The sequence below is a fragment of the Trujillonella humicola genome, from assembly GCF_046233715.1.
In the GTDB taxonomy this organism is placed as follows: Bacteria; Actinomycetota; Actinomycetes; order Mycobacteriales; family Geodermatophilaceae; genus Trujillonella; species Trujillonella humicola.
Window position 1 is genome coordinate 1 of sequence record NZ_JBJNRJ010000107.1, and the last position, 3,491, is coordinate 3,491.

The 3,491-nt window shown below is 59.4% G+C and carries 1 rRNA gene; it reads left to right on the top strand.

Annotated elements, in window-relative coordinates:
- The first annotated feature begins 280 nt into the window (after positions 1-280).
- Positions 281-3,404 (top strand): 23S ribosomal RNA (locus tag ACK586_RS25225).
- Positions 3,405-3,491: the final 87 nt, after the last annotated feature.

The following is a 3,491-nucleotide window of genomic DNA, read 5'->3' on the forward strand; positions in this document are numbered from 1 at the left end:
CGCTGTTGGGTCCTGAAGGAACGGGCTCACGTGCCGGCCGGTGGCCGGGGGTGGGGTTTCTTCGCCGGGGCCTCTTGGGATCTCGTACCACTCACTGCCTGCGGGCGGGTGGGGTTGGCGGGGTCGGGTGCAAGGGGTGTCGCCGGTCGTTCGTTGAGAACTGCACAGTGGACGCGAGCATCTTCAACAGTTCCGGACCCCTTGCTCGGGTGCCTGCTGGTCCTTCTTCGGAAGGGTTGGTGGGTGTCGGGTGGGGGTTCGTGGTTTGTAGGTTTTGTGTGGCCAAGTTGTTAAGGGCACACGGTGGATGCCTGGGCACCAGGAGCCGATGAAGGACGTAGGAGGCTGCGATAAGCCTCGGGGAGCTGCCAACCGAGCGTTGATCCGAGGATGTCCGAATGGGGGAACCCCGCACCAGTCATGTGGTGTGACCCGCGCCTGAACACATAGGGCGTGTGGAGGGAACGTGGGGAAGTGAAACATCTCAGTACCCACAGGAAGAGAAAACAACAGTGATTCCGTGAGTAGTGGCGAGCGAAAGCGGATGAGGCTAAACCGTTTCCATGTGATAGCCGGCAGGCGTTGTGGGGACGGGGTCGTGGGACCGCTCAGTGTCTTCTGCCGAGGGCACGGGGAGTCAGAAAGACGGTTGATTAGTGGAAGGCCTGCTGGAACGGGTCGCCGTAGAGGGTGAGAGCCCCGTACACGAAAATCACCGTCCTCCCGAGCGTGTTTCCCAAGTAGCACCGAGCCCGTGAAATTCGGTGTGAATCTGGCGGGACCACCCGCTAAGCCTGAATACTCCCTGGTGACCGATAGCGGACGAGTACCGTGAGGGAAAGGTGAAAAGTACCCCGGGAGGGGAGTGAAATAGTACCTGAAACCGTGTGCCTACAAGCCGTGAGAGCCGCAGCACCTTCGGGTGCACGGTGATTGCGTGCCTTTTGAAGAATGAGCCTGCGAGTTAGTGGTACGTGGCGAGGTTAACCCGTGTGGGGTAGCCGTAGCGAAAGCGAGTCCGAACAGGGCGATCGAGTCGCGTGCTCTAGACCCGAAGCCGAGTGATCTACCCATGGCCAGGTTGAAGCGCGGGTAAGACCGCGTGGAGGACCGAACCCACCAGGGTTGAAAACCTGGGGGATGAGCTGTGGGTAGGGGTGAAAGGCCAATCAAACTCGGTGATAGCTGGTTCTCCCCGAAATGCATTTAGGTGCAGCGTCGCGTGTTTCTTGCCGGAGGTAGAGCACTGGATGGCCGATGGGCCCCACAAGGTTACTGACGTCAACCAAACTCCGAATGCCGGTAAGTGAGAGCGTGGCAGTGAGACTGCGGGCGATAAGGTTCGTAGTCGAGAGGGAAACAGCCCAGATCATCGGCTAAGGCCCCTAAGCGTGTGCTAAGTGGAAAAGGATGTGGGATCGCAGAGACAACCAGGAGGTTGGCTTAGAAGCAGCCACCCTTGAAAGAGTGCGTAATAGCTCACTGGTCAAGTGGTTCCGCGCCGACAATGTAGCGGGGCTCAAGCACACCGCCGAAGCCGTGGCACTCACACGTAGCCCGCCGGTTCCCTTCGTGGGGGCCGGCCAGGTGTGTGGGTGGGTAGGGGAGCGTCGTGTGGCGGTGGAAGCGGCGGAGGAATCCAGCCGTGGACGCCACACGAGTGAGAATGCAGGCATGAGTAGCGAGAGGGGAGTGAGAAACTCCCCCGCCGGAAGACCAAGGGTTCCTGGGCCAGGCTAATCCGCCCAGGGTGAGTCGGGACCTAAGGCGAGGCCGACAGGCGTAGTCGATGGACAACGGGTTGATATTCCCGTACCCGCGAAGGAACGCCCATGCTGAACCCAGCGATACTAACCCACCGAATCCGGTGAGGCCCTTGTGGCTGATCCGGGCTAGCTGGGGACCTGGACTGGTAGTAGGCAAGCGATGGGGTGACGCAGGAAGGTAGTCCTACCGGTGAGTGGTAGTACCGGTGCAAGGGTGTGGCCCGTCCGATAGGTAAATCCGTCGGACACGAGGGTGAGGCCTGACGCATAGCCGAATGAGGCGAATGGGATGATCCTATGCTGCCGAGAAAAGCCTCTAGCGAGTTCCGAGCGGCCCGTACCCCAAACCAACTCAGGTGGTCAGGTAGAGAATACCGAGGCGATCGAGCGAACTGTGGTTAAGGAACTCGGCAAAATGCCCCCGTAACTTCGGGAGAAGGGGGGCCGCTTCCCGTCATCACTCTTGCAGTGGGCAGCGGGGGGTGGCCGCAGAGACCAGTGAGAAGCGACTGTTTACTAAAAACACAGGTCCGTGCGAAGTCGTAAGACGATGTATACGGACTGACGCCTGCCCGGTGCTGGAACGTTAAGGGGACGGGTTAGCCGCAAGGCGAAGCTCAGAACTCAAGCGCCAGTAAACGGCGGTGGTAACTATAACCATCCTAAGGTAGCGAAATTCCTTGTCGGGTAAGTTCCGACCTGCACGAATGGCGTAACGACTTCTCAGCTGTCTCAACCACAGGCTCGGCGAAATTGCACTACGAGTAAAGATGCTCGTTACGCGCGGCAGGACGGAAAGACCCCGGGACCTTCACTATAGCTTGATATTGGTGTTCGGTTCGGCTTGTGTAGGATAGGTGGGAGACTGTGAAGCGGGCACGCCAGTGTTCGTGGAGTCGCCGTTGAAATACCACTCTGGTCGAATTGGATGTCTAACCTCGGTCCGTGATCCGGATCAGGGACAGTGTCAGGTGGGTAGTTTAACTGGGGCGGTTGCCTCCCAAAATGTAACGGAGGCGCCCAAAGGTTCCCTCAGCCTGGTTGGCAATCAGGTGTCGAGTGCAAGTGCACAAGGGAGCTTGACTGCGAGACCGACGGGTCGAGCAGGAGCGAAAGCTGGGACTAGTGACCCGGCACCGGCATGTGGAAGCGGTGTCGCTCAACGGATAAAAGGTACCCCGGGGATAACAGGCTGATCTTCCCCAAGAGTCCATATCGACGGGATGGTTTGGCACCTCGATGTCGGCTCGTCGCATCCTGGGGCTGGAGTAGGTCCCAAGGGTTGGGCTGTTCGCCCATTAAAGCGGTACGCGAGCTGGGTTTAGAACGTCGTGAGACAGTTCGGTCCCTATCCGCCGTGCGCGTAAGAGACTTGAGAAGAGCTGTCCCTAGTACGAGAGGACCGGGACGGACGAACCTCTGGTGTGCCAGTTGTACCGCCAGGTGCACTGCTGGTTGGCTACGTTCGGCAGGGATAACCGCTGAAAGCATCTAAGCGGGAAGCTCGCTTCGAGATGAGGTCTCTCACCCAGTCAATGGGGTAAGGCCCCCGCCCAGACCAGCGGGTTGATAGGCCGGAAGTGGAAGCACCGCGAGGTGTGGAGCTGACCGGTACTAATAGGCCGAGGGCTTGACCACACAACCCACTTCACACCACGAACACCGTGACCTGTCGAAGTTCTCCGCGTCCACTGTGCAGCTCTGAACGAACGACCCCCCACACAC